The 15,187-nt window shown below is 70.1% G+C and carries 16 protein-coding genes; 2 read left to right on the top strand and 14 right to left on the bottom strand.

All coding sequences use genetic code 11. The annotated features are described in order from the left end of the window. Positions 1-13: 13 nt before the first annotated feature. Positions 14-187 (bottom strand): FxLD family lanthipeptide, encoded by a 174-nt coding sequence (locus tag J8M50_RS41540; RefSeq protein WP_010352623.1) that lies wholly within the window; start codon positions 185-187, stop codon positions 14-16. A gap of 298 nt (positions 188-485) precedes the next feature. Here J8M50_RS41540 and J8M50_RS41545 point away from each other — a divergent pair, with 298 nt between their 5' ends. Then, positions 486-1,874 (top strand): NsdA family TPR-like regulatory protein, encoded by a 1,389-nt coding sequence (locus J8M50_RS41545; RefSeq protein ID WP_010352624.1) that lies wholly within the window; start codon positions 486-488, stop codon positions 1,872-1,874. Positions 1,875-1,946: 72 nt separating this feature from the next. Continuing rightward, complete coding sequence (locus J8M50_RS41550; RefSeq protein ID WP_010352625.1) at positions 1,947-2,429, top strand: SAM-dependent methyltransferase; 483 nt, start codon at positions 1,947-1,949, stop codon at positions 2,427-2,429. Between the two features lie 401 nt (positions 2,430-2,830). Here the strand turns inward: J8M50_RS41550 and J8M50_RS41555 are convergent, their stop codons facing one another. From J8M50_RS41555 to J8M50_RS41620, 13 genes are all read right to left on the bottom strand, one after another. Then, a complete protein-coding gene (locus tag J8M50_RS41555; RefSeq protein ID WP_010352626.1) occupies positions 2,831-3,727 on the bottom strand; it encodes an aminoglycoside phosphotransferase family protein in 897 nt (298 codons plus the stop codon). After that, the gene (locus J8M50_RS41560) at positions 3,724-3,897 is read right to left on the bottom strand and encodes a hypothetical protein (RefSeq protein WP_158002787.1); all 174 of its coding nucleotides are present in this window, start codon (positions 3,895-3,897) and stop codon (positions 3,724-3,726) included. Before J8M50_RS41560 ends, J8M50_RS41555 begins: the two co-directional genes overlap by 4 nt. A 546-nt stretch (positions 3,898-4,443) precedes the next feature. Further along, on the bottom strand, positions 4,444-5,316 hold the full coding sequence (locus tag J8M50_RS41565) for a GntR family transcriptional regulator (RefSeq protein ID WP_141655567.1): 873 nt from the start codon (positions 5,314-5,316) through the stop codon (positions 4,444-4,446). Positions 5,317-5,559: 243 nt separating this feature from the next. Beyond that, a complete protein-coding gene (locus J8M50_RS41570) occupies positions 5,560-6,096 on the bottom strand; it encodes a DEAD/DEAH box helicase family protein (RefSeq protein ID WP_078480674.1) in 537 nt (178 codons plus the stop codon). A gap of 95 nt (positions 6,097-6,191) precedes the next feature. Further along, positions 6,192-7,103 (bottom strand): endonuclease/exonuclease/phosphatase family protein, encoded by a 912-nt coding sequence (locus J8M50_RS41575; protein WP_010352628.1) that lies wholly within the window; start codon positions 7,101-7,103, stop codon positions 6,192-6,194. 80 nt (positions 7,104-7,183) lie between these two features. Then, positions 7,184-8,134 (bottom strand): endonuclease/exonuclease/phosphatase family protein, encoded by a 951-nt coding sequence (locus J8M50_RS41580; protein ID WP_010352629.1) that lies wholly within the window; start codon positions 8,132-8,134, stop codon positions 7,184-7,186. A gap of 49 nt (positions 8,135-8,183) precedes the next feature. Beyond that, entirely contained in the window at positions 8,184-9,881 is a 1,698-nt protein-coding gene (locus tag J8M50_RS49885; RefSeq protein WP_010352631.1) for an SAM-dependent methyltransferase, read from the bottom strand. Positions 9,882-10,098: 217 nt separating this feature from the next. Continuing rightward, positions 10,099-11,367, bottom strand: a complete 1,269-nt coding sequence (locus J8M50_RS41595; RefSeq protein WP_010352632.1) for an acyl-CoA dehydrogenase family protein — start codon at positions 11,365-11,367, stop codon at positions 10,099-10,101. Positions 11,368-11,467: 100 nt separating this feature from the next. Next, positions 11,468-12,085: a hypothetical protein gene (locus J8M50_RS41600; RefSeq protein WP_010352633.1), complete on the bottom strand. Its 618-nt coding sequence runs from the start codon at positions 12,083-12,085 to the stop codon at positions 11,468-11,470. After that, a complete protein-coding gene (locus tag J8M50_RS41605) occupies positions 12,082-12,699 on the bottom strand; it encodes a GTP-binding protein (protein WP_010352634.1) in 618 nt (205 codons plus the stop codon). Before J8M50_RS41605 ends, J8M50_RS41600 begins: the two co-directional genes overlap by 4 nt. Before the next feature lie 5 nt (positions 12,700-12,704). Continuing rightward, the gene (locus tag J8M50_RS41610) at positions 12,705-13,151 is read right to left on the bottom strand and encodes a DUF742 domain-containing protein (RefSeq protein ID WP_010352635.1); all 447 of its coding nucleotides are present in this window, start codon (positions 13,149-13,151) and stop codon (positions 12,705-12,707) included. Then, positions 13,148-13,633 (bottom strand): roadblock/LC7 domain-containing protein, encoded by a 486-nt coding sequence (locus tag J8M50_RS41615; RefSeq protein WP_010352636.1) that lies wholly within the window; start codon positions 13,631-13,633, stop codon positions 13,148-13,150. Before J8M50_RS41615 ends, J8M50_RS41610 begins: the two co-directional genes overlap by 4 nt. Positions 13,634-13,699: 66 nt before the next feature. Then, positions 13,700-15,184: an ATP-binding protein gene (locus tag J8M50_RS41620; RefSeq protein ID WP_010352637.1), complete on the bottom strand. Its 1,485-nt coding sequence runs from the start codon at positions 15,182-15,184 to the stop codon at positions 13,700-13,702. Positions 15,185-15,187 lie beyond the last annotated feature (3 nt).

Consider the following 15,187-nt stretch of genomic DNA (forward strand, 5'->3'; position numbering starts at 1 on the left):
AGGACGTGCCTTGTCAGGCGACGTTGGTGGTGCAGGCGCCGCAGGTCTCGCCGCAGCCGTCGTCCGTGAGGCTGATCAGGCCGGCGGGGTCGGACACCTCCACCAGGGAGACATCCAGCGTGAAGCCGTCGGCCGACGTCGGCTCCTGGCGGACCTGAGTGGTGCCCGGCGTGGTGCTGAGTGCCATGTGAACTCCCATGACTCGAAGGGTTGATACGGACTGCACCGCACCCTCGTGGTGACACGGAGCGCGCGGCGGGGGTGCAGGACCCCTGCATCCTGCTGGGCGGTCGGACGACCAGCAGGATGCAGGGGTCCTGCACTCACGGTTGAGGAGCGTGGTGTACCAGAGCCGGTGGACGTGCAAAATGGGTGACCCGGTCACTACGTTGAGCGAACCGTGTATTCCCGTCGCGGGGTATGCCTCCGTGGCCCGCAAGGCCGTCAAAGGCGTCAAAGATCATCTCGGAACCGAGGGGCGGTCCATGGCTCGTGTACGAAACATCGCCCTCGCCGCGCTCCTGCGCGAAGCGCACTGGTCCCAGGCCCAGGCCGCCGCCGCGGTCGCTCGTGTCGCTGTGGAGAGCGGAGCGGCCGAGTTGAAGGCCATCTCCCGCTCGCACATCGCCATGTGGGTCCAGGGCACGAAACCCAGCGGACAGGCGCCTCATATCCTGCGTGAGACGCTGTCCCGCAGGCTCGGCCGCCGCCTCACGCTCGCCGACCTCGGACTGGAAGCCGGGCCGACAGGCCCGGCTTCCAGCAGTCCTGACTGGAGCGCCGACCCTGTGACCGGGCTGGCCCAACTGGGAAGCGACGACTTGGACATGCACCGACGCAAGCTGCTGGCGACCGCCGCGTACTCGGCAGCCGGCCTCACCCTGCCCGTCGCTTCGTGGTGGGCAGCCGCCCCGGCCGCAGCGGCGTCGCGCCAGGCAGTCTCCTTCCGGCTGGTGACTCAGGCCGACATCGACGATGTCCGCAAACTGACCGCCTTCTACTCCGCACGCGACCAGCAGCGCGGCGGAGCCGCAGGACGTTCGGCCCTGGCCGGCCATCTCCGTGACGAGGCTGTGCCGCTGCTGGGCAGCAGGTACCGAACACAACAGCACCGCCGGGACACATACTCGGCCGTGGCGGAAATGACCTACCTCGCAGGATGGATGGCCTTCGACGCCTCCGAGCACCGCACCGCCCAGCGCTACCTCACCCTCGCCGCACGCCTCGCGGCCGAGGCCGGAGACGGACCGCTGGGCGGCCATATCCTGCGCGCCCTCGCTCACCAAGCAGTCGACCTCGGGCACCCGCGCAGAGCACTCGACCTGGCTGATGCCTCCATGTCCCGCACCCACTACGGTCAGGCCACCTCGCGCGAGAAAGCCCTGATCGCGATCGTTCACGCCCGCGCCCTGGCCGCCGACGGCGACCGCCTCAGCACCCTCGCGGCCATCAGCCGGGCCGAACGGAACCTCGCGCGCGCCGACAACGACGACGCACCCGGCCGCGTCGGCTTCTTCCAGGAAGCCTCCCTCTCCCACGAGACTGCCTGCGCCCTGCGGGACCTGGGCCATCCGCTCGACGCGGAAGCCCATTTCCAGCACAGCGTCGCCACCCGCCGCCGACAGCAGTACGCCCGCACCCACAGCGTGACCCTCGGCTACCTCGGAGCCGTCCAGGTCCAGCAAGGACACCTCGACGAGGCGTGCGGCACCTGGGGGCAAGCCCTCGACGCCATGGCAGGCGTCCAGTCCGGCCGTGCCCGCGACGTCATCGTCCGTATGCGCGGCGACCTCTCGCCCGTACGGCAACGGGGAGGCCGTCACGTCGCCGAACTCGACCGTCGGGCACGGGAGATGCTGCGCGCCATAAGCTGACCGCAAGGCAGACCCGCAGAGAAGGACAGTGGCTGCCGGACCAGCGAATCCCGGAGAGAGGAACGAGTGCCGATGGCAACGTACGAGGTCGAATCGGTCGCGACGGTCCTTGGAGGCCACACCCGTGTTCAGGACGACTACCAGGGCGGGGTCGAGTCGGTCATCCGGCTGAACGACACCTGCCCGCTCGAAACGCTCCAGGGGATCGGGGAGTTCTCCCATCTGACGGTGGTCTGGCGGTTCCACCTGGCGCGACCTGAGGACGTCCAGCTCCACGCGCGCAGCCCACGAGGAAACTCGGTCTGGCCCGCGACCGGCACATTCGTCCACCGCAACCACCGACGCCCCAACCAACTGGCGATCAGCCACCCGAGACTGCTCAGGGTGGACGGTCGGGACCTCGTCGTCACCGACCTGGACGCCGTCGACGGAACCCCCGTCCTCGACATCGCACCGTACTTCGAACAGATGGGTCCCCGAGGCCGGGTCCACCAGCCCGCCTGGCCGGGCGAGATGCTCACAGCCTACTGGCTCGACGCCTCGAAACGTCCGTAACCCTGCTCCCCTCGGCCGCTCGTTGTCGGCGGCGGTGATCCGGCCCTGTGAGACACCGAGATCTCCCGCACCGGAGACTCTGCGTCGCTGCGGACGCTGTCCCGGGGAACGGAGGCGCAGACTCGGGAAGCCGAGAACGTCGTACGCGAACTCTTCGACGTCGTTGCCCCCTCCGCCTCCGTGACCGTCCTCCCAGAGGCTGGTGCGGAGTCGGCCGTACTGCTCAACGCCTCCGTCGAAAAAACCGGTGCCTGCGGGGAGTCTGCGCATATCAGGTGCCAGGACGACACCGTCGAGCGGGTTCACCGTTCCGAACAGAGAGACGGCCCTCCGGGCGGGCGAGGAGTTCTTCTTCTTGACTGGGGCGTGCATTCTGCCGGCGTCAGGCCGCGAGTCCCTGTTCACAGGTGTGCCCCGTCCGACAAGCGAGTCAGGACGCGGTGTTCGGCACGTGCGGCTCGGCCGGTGGGGTTGAGGGCGAGCTGGGTGGCGCAGTGGAGCGTGACGAGGGAGACGAGGGTGCGGCGCTCGCAGGTACTGAGTCGGCGGCCGTAGCCCTGGAAGAACGCGGTGCGCAGGTGGCCGTGGTTGATCCAGCGGCAGGCGATGTGGATGAGGTCGTACACCACGGGGGCGAAGCGGCTGGCGCTGAAGTCGGTCAGGGCGAGTCGGCGTGTGGTTGTGGACCGTACCCAGGAGTCTTCATGGAAGGCGCCGTGGATGAAGCCGATCTCGTTGACTTCCGCTTCGCGGAGGTGCGCGATGCGGTCTGCGGCGAAGGCACGTTCGTCCGGGGACAGGGGCGAGGGCTGCATCAGGGTGAGGATGCGGTCGGCGCGGTCGGCTGTCTCCCGCAAGGCTGTCCGGGCGGCGGCCAGGGCGCGGGGCGCGGGCTGGAGGGCGTGGTGGAGTGAGGCGAGGAGGGTGCCGGCGCTGCGGTAGGTGTGGATGTAGGTGTCGGGGAGCAGCCGGGTGCGGGTGACGGGGATGCCGGGGAGGGCTGTGGTGATGAGGGTGAGACGGGGGTGGGATGCGGCAACGAGACAGGGGACGCTGGCGGCGTCGAGGGCGCCCAGGACACAGGAGTGGGCGTAGATTTCCCGCTGGAAAGACCGGAGGCTCGTCGCACGTTTGACGATGTATCGGCGGCCGTCGGGTCGGATGGCGTGCCAGGAGTAGTGGTCGAGCACGGGATACAGCTCGACGGGGCCCAGGACGCTCTCGATCCAGGTCTCCAGCGGGGACAGGGGCGACGGCGGGATGATCACTGGCTGTACGGAGCGGGTCATCACGCTCATTCCCCCGCTTCTGTGAGGAGGGCGAGGAACTCGGTGTCGTAGGCCGCGAGTTGTTGCCGGGGGTCGGTGCAGGAGCCGAAGCGGTGGGCTTGCCGGGTCAGGGAGAACAGCAGGTTCTCCGTGATGGCAAGGATGCGGTCGAAGGATGTGTGGGGCAGGGGAGTGGTCATGTGATGGACACCTGTGCCGCGGTGCGCGGATGGGTGAGAAGGCAGGAGATGGCGGTGGACCCGGCAAGTGCCGGCTGTTCGCCTTTCCAGACTCTTCTATTGGTCCGGAAAGGGTTTTTCTGCTCACTTCCTCGTTTCTGGGAAATCTACGCCTAGGGGCCAGAAGCTGCTGGTGTCGTTCTGCTTTAAGTTTTCCTTGACGGTATTTCTGGACGCAGGTGTACAGCCAGCTGCGAGGGTGCAACAGGATGGGCTTTTCGATGACGCAGCTACTCGGGATGTCCAGGTGGCCGTAGTGGTCCTTGAATTCGGTTACGAATTTGATGTGCAGGCCCCAGCGGTATTGCCGTGAATCCCAGATGAAGCCGATACGGTTCAGGCTTTCGTGCTGCTCCGGGGTGAGTCGATCTGGGTGGGAGCGAAATCGTCGGTATCGTAGGCAGGCAGGTGCCGCCACGAGTCGGACCGCACGCCGAACCGTGCGCTCTGAGGTGCGGGCCAGCCCGCTGTGCGGGTCCGTCTGCCCCAGGTCACGGTAGGCCGCAGTCACGGACGGTTCCGTACGGAGGTGGTGGTCCCGCTCTTCCGGACCGCGCCTGCGGCACTTACGGGAGGTTCTTCGGCCTGTTCGGTCTTCCGCTTCGGATCCTGGACATAGAGACCCCTCCCTCTCCTGGCGAGGAGCCCTTCCTCTTCCAAGGCGCACAGAACCCGACGCACAGTATTTTCGGTAGCGCCGAACGTCGCCCCTATCTCCAGCCGGGCAGGTATCGTGCGGCCGGCCCTCCAGACCCCTTCGTTCACCAGTTCAATAATGGCCTTCTTGAGGTATTCGGTATTCGGTGTCTCCGGCTCGCCGATCAGCCAGTTCACCCACATTCCGGGCCGTATGCACACCCGGAGAGTGTCCCCCTTGGGGGGATCGGCTGGGTCGACCACCACGTACCCTCTTCCGGGGAAGAAGAGCAGAATTCCGTCTGCTTCCAGTTTCCGGGCAGCTTTTTCGAAGGTCTTCCGGGTCATCCCAATTCTCTCGGCCAGGAAGTCGAGCGGGATTCTGTGGTTCATTTTGCAAGTTTTTCCAGAAAACTCCTGCCGGAGGATCCTCTCCGCTCGATCCAGGCTGGGAGTCGGAGCTTTACGGGTGCGGCGCCCGCCAGCTTTACGGGTGGAGCGTCCCCCTCCACGAGAACGGAGGGCAACCCTCCCCTGGAGGGCTCTGTGAACACTCCCGAAGGAACGGCCGACATATTTTGCTATTTCTCTGATGCTTCCTCCAGCCGAATATGCCTCACAGATCGCCTTCTGCATCTTTTCCTCTTCTTCTCCCTTAAGTCGGGCCGATTTCCCGGGTGCGCGTATTCCAGCCAGGTACTTTTTCCAGTCCAGGTCGGATTTCTCTTCGGCTACGACACTCACGGTGGGTTCCTTGTTCTCGGTGATCTTTGTCGGGTCCGCGGGTGCGATCAGGGGGCCGGATGAGGTGGTCCGGCAGAGGAAGCTGCCCTGGCCCCTGCCGGGCCCCGGCGGGGGTGGTCTGGTCACAGCCGCCCCTATTACCGCCAGGGGTACCGGGCCCCACGGTGTACCGCATCGCTGTGTGCGTTGATCCGCATGTGTCGCGATGGAGAACTTTTAACGACTCGAATAATCGCCCGAAATTCATTTCGGGGAGTTTTTGTGGATGCCACCCTTCGTCTCGCTTGGGTCTTTTGTGGACGCCCCAGTCGACTCCGAGTGCGGTGAGTGTGCCTCGGAGAGGACGCCGAGGCTCGCGTACGTGCAGGCGATGGTCGTGGGTCCGGCCGTGGTGCCGAGCTGGGCGAGGCGGATCGGATCGACGGTCACGGCCGTGTCGACCGGCGGCTTGAGGTAGTGGCCGCGCTTGGCGTTGAGGACTTCCCTGTCGGAGCACACCGCGACGATCCGGCCCATGGCCGGCCGTCCCAGGAAGCGTGTCCATTCCTGCATCGTCTGGTGGGTGAGGTCCAGAGCCGGAAGGACGACCAGGCGCCGGTTCTCCTGCGTGGCGGCGACATGGTGCGCCACTTCGGCCCCGACGAGGGTTTTTCCGGTGCCGCAGGGCAGGACGACGGTCGTGCGTGAGGAGCCGGCCAGGACCTTGAGTGCCTGTTCGGTGGCCTCGCGCTGATGAGGACGCAGTTCGGGCGGTGTATGGAGGAGCAACGGTGTTCTCATGTCGTGTCGGGGGAACGGGGAAGCGGAGCAGCCGGTGCGGTTGGCGGCGGACGGCGGGGGACGCCGGTCTTCAGCTGTCGTGCCGTCTTCGGCCCTCAGCCGGTGGTGAGGATGGCGTCGAGGACGACCGGCTTGTGGTCGGAGACCCGGCCGGTGTCGTGGGTGCGGTAGGCGTGGACGGTGAGGTTGTGGACGAGGATGTGGTCGAGGCGCATTGGGGTGGGCTCGTTCGGGTAGTAGTGGCCCACCGTTGCGGCCCGGGGCTGACGGGTGAGGGTTTCCGGGTCCTGCCAGCCGGAGTTCAGCAGGACCTGAAAGGCGCGGGTGTCGGCGTCCCCGAAGGTGCCGTCGGCTTGTACGAGGCGGTAGCGGGTCTGGAGGTTTGGGGGGACGTCACTCCAGTCGATGACGTCGCCGGGGTGCGGGGTGTTGAGGTCGCCCATGAGCAGGGCCCGGCCGGGTTCGCCGGGGAAAGGCCCGGCGTAGTCGGTCATCCATCCGGTCTCGGCGAGGCGGGTTGCGCCGTCGGTCCAGCTCAGGTGTGTGGCCAGGACGTTGAGGTCACCGCTGCCGTCGGACGGGGCGCCGTGAGGGCGTAACCGGGCCTTGATGAGGGCGTGGTGGAAGGTCTCGGCGCCGCGCAGCCGGGCCTCGACCAGGGAGAACCGGGTGGGGTTGTGCAGGAGCATCGTGTAGTTGCGGCTGGCGCCGACCCGGGAGGGCGCCATCTTGGTGATGGCCAGGCCGAGTTCGGCCGCGACCATCTCGGCGCGGTCTTTCTCGTCCCAGCGGGTGCATTCCTGGAGCGCGAGGATGTCCGGGCCGAGGTCGGCGAGGTAGCCGACCTGGGCGTCGAGCCGTACCTCGCCGGCGCCGTCGAGCCCGCCGTTGAGCAGGTTCCAGCTGACCGCGCGGAACAGGAGGCCGGCCGGGGACAACGAGGCGGAATCAGAGGGCGCGGTGGGCGAGGTGAGAGTGCCGCCGGGCGCGGTGGTCTTGGTGTTCATGGCCTGTCCTGGAAGGGAAGAAGCGGGGAGCGGACGTCTCCCGCGAGGGGCGGAGAGTGCCTCTCGCGGGAGACGGCGGGTCAGTGGATGCTGAGGTCGTACGGGGGCAGGGGGGTGATAGTGCGGCGCTGGGCTTCGATGAATTGCCGTCGGCTGTAGACGACTTCGACGGCCCTGTGGTCGGAGAAGTCGACGTCGTGGACGATGACGTCGATGACCGCGGTGACCGTGCGCGGGTCGTTGTACACGCGGTCGATGCGGCGTGGTCCTCCTTGTTCCTGGGACGAGGCGGCGTGGCCGGCGGTGTGGTCGAGGGCGCGGGGGAGGCCGAGGGTGTGGGCGGCATAGCGGGCGGGGTCGTGCAGGCCGCACTCCAGGAGGGTCTCGTCGAGGTAGGTGCAGCTGATGCGGGAGCCGTCCGGGCTCGCGTTGCTGCGGTGGACCCTGTGGGGCCGGTCGGTGATACCGGGGCTGGACCAGTCGATGTGCGCGACGGTCTCTCCGTGGGGCAGCGGGTATTCGTTGGCGTCCCCGCCGCCGATGAACGAGCAGCCGGTCTTCATCTTGTCGGCGAAGGCGGTGATCTCGTCGGCCTCCCGTTCGCGTCCCCGGGGTGAGTTGAAGGCGGCGTGCCAGCTGAGGAGGACGATGTCGCGGTCGGGGACCTCGGGGAGACGGACGATCACGTTGGTGGGCGGGGTGCGCCAGATGCCGGCGGGGTGGTCGTACTGGCGGACGATCTCGAACGTGGCGGTGTTCACGAACAGGCCGGTGGGGTTACGGCCCAGGCCCGGCGTGCCGAGGAAGCCGCGCATGCCGAGGGCGGTCTCGGCGGCGTGCAGGCGGCGGTGGCCGTCGTCGCGGCTGTAGGTCAGTTCCTGGCGCAGGAGGATGTCCGGCCGGAGCCCGGTGAGGAAGTCGTGGGCGTCGTGCCACCGCTTCGGGAGCCGGCCGTTCTTGGCACGGCCGCCGTCGTGCTCCAGGTTGAAGGTGACCACTTTGATCACGGGCTCGTCGTACGTGGTGCTCACGGAGATCCTCCTCGGAGTCCGGGTGGTGGTACGCGGAAGAGCGGGAGCGTCAGGGCAGGCGGGCGATGCCGCCGTGGATGTCCGTCGGCTCCTGACGGGTGCCGGGGGCGGGGCGCCACAGGGACACGGGGCCGATGCCGGGGTTCAGCGGGTGCGAGTCCTCGTAGAACGCGGCGATTTGGGCGGGACTGCGGAGGGTGTAGGGGGTGCCGGTGGCGTTGTGGTCGTGCTGGGCGCGGACGAGGTCGGGGCTGGTGTCGACGGCGTCGTGGTGCACGAGGTAGCTGCCGGGAGGCAGAGCACCGGTGAGGCGGCGGACGACGGCGAGGGCCTGGGTGTCGTCGGGGAGGTGGCCGAGGACGCCCAGGAGCAGCAGGGCGACCGGCCGCCCGAAGTCGAGGACGGTCCGTGCGGCGGTGGTGAGGATCGTCTCCGGGGTGCGGAGGTCGGCGTCGATGCAGGCGATGGCGCCTTCGGGGGTGCTGGGGCACAGGGCGCGCAGGTGGGTGGTGACGTGGGGGTCGTGGTCGGCGTACACGATCCGGGCGTTCGGGGCGATGCGCTGGGCGACGGCGTGGGTGCTGTCCTGGGTGGGCAGGCCGGGCCCGATGTCGAGGAACTGGCTGATGCCCAGTTCGCCGGTGAGGTGGGTGACCGCGCGGACGTGGAAGGCGCGCGCCTCGCGGACCATGCCGGTGATCTGCGGTGCGGTGTGCTGGTAGGTGTCGGCGGCGGTGCGGTCGATCTCGTAGTGGTCCTTGCCGCCGCTCCAGTAGTTCCAGACGCGGGCGGAGGAGGGGATGGTGCTGTTGATGAGCATGGGTGGTCCGGTCGGCGAGGCAGGGACGGCGGGCTGGGGCGGGGGTTCGCCGGGAGGGCCGGCGGGTGTGGTGCGGGCGGCGAGGAGGTGGCGGGCGGTCTCGCGGCTGCTGGGGGTGGTCCAGGTGCCGTAGGAGCCGCGGGTGGTGAGCAGGCCCTCGCCGGCCAGCAGGCCGACGGCCGTACGGACGACGTGGACGGACTCGGGGAGCTGGCGGGCGAGGGTTTTCTGCGAGGGCAGGCGCCCGGCGAGGTAGGTGTCGTCGGCGATCCGGGCGATGAGCGCCCAGCGGACCGCCTCGGCGCGGGCCCGGTGGGTGCCGGGCAGCGGCCAGTGCTCGGTGCGCCCGTCCACGGTCACGCCGATGAACAGGCCGTTGCGCACCGTCTCGGTCTGGGGACCGGTGACGACGGTGCCGCGGGGGCGTACGGACAGCAGCAGCTTCTCGGCGACGAGGCGCGGGATCACCCGCTTCACGGCCCAGAGCCGGGTGCCCAGGTCGGCAGCGAGGTCCACCGGCGGCGGCAGGACGCTGCCGTAGGGGTAGATGCCGTCGGTGATCCGGCTGCGCAGCGCTGTCAGGGTGTAGTCGGTCCAGTTGTCGTAGCCGTCCGGGACGTCCGGGGCTCGGCGCAGTCCGCCGCGTGGGCGCGGGACTTCCTCCCTGATGAGGATGAGCTGGACGACGCGCCGGGAGTAGCCGGTGCGGTCGTGGATACCGGGGATCGTGCCGCCTTCCCGGTAGGCGTTCGCAAACGCGGTCCTTACCAGGGGGTCGGCTGTCTGGGCGGCGATGCTCCGGGGCCGGACGGGCGGCAGGTTCTCCAGGTGCTGGTGCCACGCGGGCTGAGACGGCGGCGACGGTGACAGTACCGGGGCCAGGTCTGTCTGTCCGGGCTCGGGGGCGGGCGTCGTTGTGGTCGTCATCTTCTCTCGCCGGTGCTGGAGCGTCGGTGGGGTGGAGGCCGTCGTGGTGTGGGGTCCCTTTGCGGCTCCGTGCCGCCGACTGCCCGGAGGCGCAAAGGGAGTTGAGGGGGTGGGCCCCGCCGCCGTGCCCGGGGGATGCGGGTGAGCGGCCCGGCGGCGGGGCTGGGTGCCGCGCACGGCAGTTGGGGGTCCACGGGGTGCCGTGCGCGGGTGGTTTTCAGGCGGCGGTGGTCAGGGGCGGGTGGTGGCGGAGACGGTCGGCGAAGAGCTGCGACCACTGGGGGCGGTGCTGGTCGTGTGGGGTGGTCTCTTCTTCGACGGCGGCCTGGGCCAGGCGCAGGCGCTGGATCTCGCCGGTGCCGGCGGGGGCGTAGGTGGTCTGGATGTCCTGCCAGATCCGGGCCAGCGGGTGGTCGGTGTGGAGGGCGTGGGCGCCGTGGAGTTCGAGGGCGGCTTGGCCGGAGTCGGCGGCGAGTTCGTGGCCGGTGAGTTTGGCGGTGATGAGCTGCTGGTCGCAGGGCAGCCCTTGGTCGAGGAGGTGGGCGGCGTGGTAGAGGAGCAGGCGGGCGATGTGGGTGTTGGCGGTGATGCGGCCGAGGCGGTCCTGGACGACGCCGAGGTCGGCGAGGGTGGAGCCGTGGCGGGGGCGGGTCGCGGTGTGGCGGACGGCGAGGGAGACGGCACGCTCGTGCAGGCCGAGGTCGACGGCGGCGAGGTTGGGGCGGCCGTAGAGGATGCTGCTGGACTGGGCGACGGCGAAGCCCTCGCCGATCTCACCGAGGCGCTGGTCGTCGCGGACGCGGACGCCGTCGAGGCGGATCTCGCCGAAGGAGAAGCCGTGCAGGCCCAGCGCGGGCCGGTGCGCGGCCAAGGTCACGCCGCGCGCCGTGGCATCGACGATGAACGCGGTCAGCGCCTGCGACGTCCGTACGCCGGGGCCGGCGGTGCGGGCGACGACGATGTGGAAGTCGGCGACGTGGCTGTTGCCGACGGACGTCTTGGCGCCGGTGAGTATCCAGCCGCTTTTCGTGCGTTCGGCGGTGGTCTGGATGCCACCGAGGTGGCCGCCGTGGTCGGGTTCGGTGACCGCGATCGACGGCAGCGCCCGCATCTCGGACACGGCCAGCAGCAGCTGTGTGGTCCGCCGCCTGCCGCCGTAGAAGTGGTGGAGGGCGCCGATGGGGATGAGGCTCGCCTGGAGGATCGCGGCAGCGGCGGCGCTGACCCGGGCGAGGCGGTGGACCAGGATCACCCGGGCGACGTGCCCGGCCTGCATACCGCCGATGTCCTCGGGCAGCGTGACCCCGAACCAGCCCTGCTGGGACAGGAGCCGGGGGATCTCCCGCTCGACCACGGTGGGGTCGGCGTCCGCGCGGGCGGCCCGGGGGGCGATCTCGGCGGCGGCGAACGCATCGGCGTGCTCCCACAGGCGGCGGTGGGCGTCGGTGAGAAACGGGGCGAGCGCGGCGGGCGGGCTGTCGGGCACGGCGGGGATCTCCCTCTCCTGGTCGGCGGCCGGACGACGCGGGTGCGGCCGGAGGCGTACGGGGGCGGTGGCGCGCGAAGGCGGGCGGGGGCGGGGGTGGTCAGGTGACGGCCGCGCGGGAGGTGATGGCTTCCAGGACTTCCGCGCCGATGGCGATGACGGTGTCCCGGATCCGTACGGCGTCGCTCATCGGCCGTTCCTCGGGGTCGATGGTGCAGACCGTGCCCAGGACGATGCCGCTCGCCGTGTGCCGCAGACGCATGCCGAAGTAGGAGGAGATCCCGACGGACTCCGCGACGTAGTTGGCGCTGTAGCTGGCGCGGGCGTGGACGTTCGGGAGGGGCAGTGCCTTCTCGCGGTCCATGACGTAGGGGCACCAGCCGTCGTCGGTGCTCATGGTCCGTCCGACCACCGGGTACCCGCTGCCGGGCGGGGGCTGGTGCAGCCCGATGAAGTTCTGCTCCCGCAGGATGATGTTGACGAACCCGTACGCCATGCCGGTGCGGTGGGCCAGGAGGGTGGCGAATTCGTCGAAGAAGGAGTGGCCGTCGAGGGGGAGGCCGAGCTGCTCGACGAGGGCGGTGCGTTCCCGCAGGGCGGCCTGGCGGGCTTCGCTGCCCAGGACGATGCCGTCGGGGGCGAGCGGTTGCCTGGGCAGCTGGAGCACACCGGGCTCGGGACCCTGCGGCGACGGTGGGTGCTGGGGGTGGTGGTTCATCGGGTGTCCAGAGGGGAGAGCGGGCGGGGGAGTTGGCGTTGGACGTGGTCGACGAGGGTGAGCAGGACCGAGGCAACGGAGGCGCGCTCGCGGGCGTCGCAGGCCACGACGGGGACATTTGCGCCGACACCGAGGGCGTCCCTGACTGCGGCGAGCCGATAGCGGCGGGCGTCGGGGAACTTGTTGACGGCGACGACGAAGGGCAGCCGGTTGTACTCGGCGAAGTTGATGACGTCGAAGCTGTCCGCCAGGCGGCGGGTGTCGGCCAGGACGACGGCGCCGACCGCGCCGCGCGCGAACTCGTCCCACAGTTCCTTGAACCGGTCCTGGCCCGTCATCCCGAACAGGAACAGCTCCAGGCGCGGGTCGAGGGTGAGGCGGCCGAAGTCGAGAGCGACCGTGGTACGGGTCTTCTCGGGGACGCCGTGCAGGCTGTCGGTGTGCCTGCCCGCCACGGTCATCGTCTCCTCGGTGCACAGCGGCTCGATCTCGCTGACCGCCCCGACGGCGGTCGTCTTGCCGACGCCGAACCCACCGCCGATCACGATCTTCAGCCTCCTGACACCGTCCACCACCATGGCCGGGGCCGGGGCGTGCGGGGCGTTGACGGTCACGGCGCTCACCCGGCCCTGAGTAGGGAGCGGGCATCGGGGAACTTCCGTTTCAGGCCGGCCAGGAGCGCGGCCAGCACGTCCACGTCCGGTGCCTCGTCGTCATCGCCGTACGGGCGGGCGGTGTGCAGGGCCAGGACGTGGTCGTCGAGCAGGTCCGAGACGACCACCTTCACGGAGGCGGCCGGGCGCCGCAGCGTGCCGGCCAGCTCGGCGACCGAGCGGGGGTCTAAGCGGCACAGCGCCACGATCTGCTCGTGTACCGGGGGCAGGCCGGCCGCCGGGACAGCCGGGGCCGCCGGGCCGGGGCCCAGCACGCTGTCCAGGGCGAGGAGGCGGCGGGGACGGGTCCGGCCTCCGGTGACTTCGTAGGTGCGCACGAATTCGGACTCCTGCTCACCGGACACCACCACGACCGCCAGGGGGATAGGGGGCTGCTGGGAGACGGCGTTCACCGGCCGCCACCGCCGTCGGCGGTACGGACCTCGACCGTCATGTAGCGGGAGAACCGGTCGACGAGCCGTCCCATCTCCAGGCCGACCGTGCGCAGGATCGCGGCCGGTTCGGTCAGCACGCACAGCACCGTGTCTACCGTGCGGTTGTTGAACGCCTCGGTGCGGCCGGTGGACTGGATGAGGAAGCAGGCGTCGGGGCGTTCGATCAGGACCTGGTCGGGGTGCGCGCCGCCCTCAGGGCCGGGGATGGCGGTGGCCGTGGAGGCGAGACCGGACACGGCGGCGGCGAGGCGGGCGGCCCAGACCGTGTCCATGTCGCTGTCAAGGAGGGAGAGCCCGTCGCGGGACAGCAGCATCGCGTGCGTCACGCCGGGGGTCTGTTCGACGAACGTGCCCAGCAGCCATGCCATCTCCCCGGCCGGGGTGCCGTCAGCAGGTTTCCCGGCGATCGTGCTCGTCGCAGGCATGTCAGAGGTGGTCATCGTGGAATCACTCCGTACGGGGTGTCAGGGAGAAAGAAGAGGGAGGGGGGATGGGGGAGGAGGGGGTCAGGCGGGCGGCGCAGTGGGCCCGGGGTGCGGCGGGGCGGCGCGGGGGTGGTCGCGTCCGGCCCGCTGCCCGGCACGGAAATCCGCGAACCGTCCCGGATCGGCGGGCCGCCTCGGCGGCGCCAGTGTGGGGCGGACCGGCGGCGGCGCCGGTATCCGGCGCGGAAGGGCCGGCGCGCCGCCCTCCTCCTCGGGACCGCCGACCACCGGCTGCTGCGCGGGCGGACGGCTCCTGTGCGGTCCCGCAGGAGCGGACGCAGCCCTGGACGCGGCGGGGGCCGGGGCTGCGGGGGCCGGGACGTCCGGGGAGGCGAGGGGAAGTACCCTCAGAAGCAGATGCGCGGGCACACCCACCAGCGCCGTGGTCCCGCCGCCGGGGTTCTCCACCAGCCGGACCGTCAGACGATGCTGCCGGGCGATCGTCGACACCGTGACCAGCCCGAACTGGCCGTCGCGCACTAGCCGTGCCAGATTCGCCTCGTGGGATGCCAGCAGCCGGTTCAGCTGGGCCCGCCGGGCCGAGGGCATCGGCAGGCCCTGGTCCGCCACCCGGATCGTCAGCCCGCCCGCCGCCTCCGTCACCGACACGTGCACCTGCGTCGCCGGGTCGGAGCACTCCAGCCCGTTCTCGATCAGCTCCGCCATCAGGTGCATCACGTCCGGCCCCGCCTGCTTGGGCAGCGCGAACCCGACCCCGGCCTCACTCGCCGCCACCGTCACCCGCCGGTAGTGCTCCACCTCGCATACCGCACCGTGCAGCACGGTCGCCACCCGCATCGGCTCCGTCGCCCGCCGCAAAGACGCACCGCCCAGGATCGCGCTGCTCTCCACCCGCCGCCGCAACCGCGTTGCCAGATGGTCGATCCGGTAGATCCGGTCCAGGAGTTCCGGGTCGTCCGTCTCCTTCTCCAGCGCGCTCAAGGCGCGCAGCATCCGGTCCATCAACGGGTGCTGACGCTGCGGAAGCCGCCGCAGGAGTTCCAGCAGCACCGACGACCGCGACGCTTCCTCCACCTCGATCAACGCCGCGACACACTGCACCTTCACGTCCTCCAGCACCTCCAGCGTCCTCGCCAGCGAGCCCTCCGCCCCTACCGGCACCACCTCATCCGGAATCGGCGGACGCACCCCTCGCAGCAGCTCCTCCGTCGACCACTGCACCGTCTTCTCCACTGCTTCCGCGGCAGCCACCAACCGCTCCCCCTCTGCGGCCCGCAGACCTTCCCACCGAGCCCCCACCGCACCGGCTCCCGCACGCGCCAGCCACTCCCCGACGGCCACAGCGGCCACTAGCCCGCCCGCCACGCCGACCAGCCCCGCCACCGGCGACGCCAGCCACCCCCCGGCGGCAGCAACTCCCGGCACCAGCACGGCCGTCGACTGTGCGAGCAGCGCCACCGCCCGGAAACGACCGAGCACGAACCGGTCCGGCTCGGGCCGCAGGCGACGGTGCGCGGCCGGACGGGAAGACGCGTGGGCGAACATGAG

This window comes from Streptomyces acidiscabies, assembly GCF_020010905.1.
Classification (GTDB): Bacteria; Actinomycetota; Actinomycetes; order Streptomycetales; family Streptomycetaceae; genus Streptomyces; species Streptomyces acidiscabies.

Bases quoted from the DNA above. Each gene is read 5' to 3' on its own strand.
- J8M50_RS41545 (WP_010352624.1), top strand. From the start codon at position 486: ATGGCTCGTGTACGAAACATCGCCCTCGCCGCGCTCCTGCGCGAAGCG.
- J8M50_RS49885 (WP_010352631.1), bottom strand. From the start codon at position 9,881: ATGACGACCACAACGACGCCCGCCCCCGAGCCCGGACAGACAGACCTG.
- J8M50_RS41620 (WP_010352637.1), bottom strand. From the start codon at position 15,184: ATGTTCGCCCACGCGTCTTCCCGTCCGGCCGCGCACCGTCGCCTGCGG.
- J8M50_RS41550 (WP_010352625.1), top strand. From the start codon at position 1,947: ATGGCAACGTACGAGGTCGAATCGGTCGCGACGGTCCTTGGAGGCCAC.
- J8M50_RS41555 (WP_010352626.1), bottom strand. From the start codon at position 3,727: ATGAGCGTGATGACCCGCTCCGTACAGCCAGTGATCATCCCGCCGTCG.
- J8M50_RS41570 (WP_078480674.1), bottom strand. From the start codon at position 6,096: ATGAGAACACCGTTGCTCCTCCATACACCGCCCGAACTGCGTCCTCAT.
- J8M50_RS41575 (WP_010352628.1), bottom strand. From the start codon at position 7,103: ATGAACACCAAGACCACCGCGCCCGGCGGCACTCTCACCTCGCCCACC.
- J8M50_RS41600 (WP_010352633.1), bottom strand. From the start codon at position 12,085: ATGAACCACCACCCCCAGCACCCACCGTCGCCGCAGGGTCCCGAGCCC.
- J8M50_RS41540 (WP_010352623.1), bottom strand. From the start codon at position 187: ATGGCACTCAGCACCACGCCGGGCACCACTCAGGTCCGCCAGGAGCCG.
- J8M50_RS41615 (WP_010352636.1), bottom strand. From the start codon at position 13,633: ATGACCACCTCTGACATGCCTGCGACGAGCACGATCGCCGGGAAACCT.
- J8M50_RS41560 (WP_158002787.1), bottom strand. From the start codon at position 3,897: ATGACCACTCCCCTGCCCCACACATCCTTCGACCGCATCCTTGCCATC.